This is a genomic window from Mesorhizobium sp. M7A.F.Ca.CA.004.04.2.1 (assembly GCF_004022825.1).
Lineage (GTDB): Bacteria > Pseudomonadota > Alphaproteobacteria > Rhizobiales > Rhizobiaceae > Mesorhizobium.
Map to the genome: position 1 here is coordinate 1 of NZ_RZPH01001841.1, position 388 is coordinate 388.

The window sequence follows — 388 nt, forward strand, 5'->3', positions numbered from 1 at the left end:
CTCTTAGGGTAGCTCAGCGTGTAGCCGGAGGTGAACACCCAGTCTCCCGGCGCCACCGCGACCGGCGCCATCATGTCGAGGCTGAGAACGCTCTCCGCACCAGGCCACGACACGAAGGTGCGTTCGGCGTCGCTCGAGATCATGGCGACGCAGTTGCCGCTGTCCATCACGGGCGATGGCGGCGTCAGTGTCTCGATACCCTCGGCTATGAAAGCAGCGCGCAGGAAATCGCCATTGGGCCCGCTGCCGAGTTGGCCGCCGAACACCACCTGCCTGCCGGTGCGGCTGGCCGCCACCATCATGTTGAAGCCACCGCCGGCGACCTGGGCAAAGCTCGATGCCGTCTTTTCCATGCCGGGCGCCGGCAGGGCGTCGATGCGGTAGACAT

The 388-nt window shown here is 66.2% G+C and carries 1 protein-coding gene; it reads right to left on the reverse strand.

What is annotated here, in order from left to right:
• The coding region (locus tag EN893_RS37870) for a PfkB family carbohydrate kinase (protein WP_245491001.1) at positions 1-388 on the reverse strand (388 nt) is incomplete at both ends.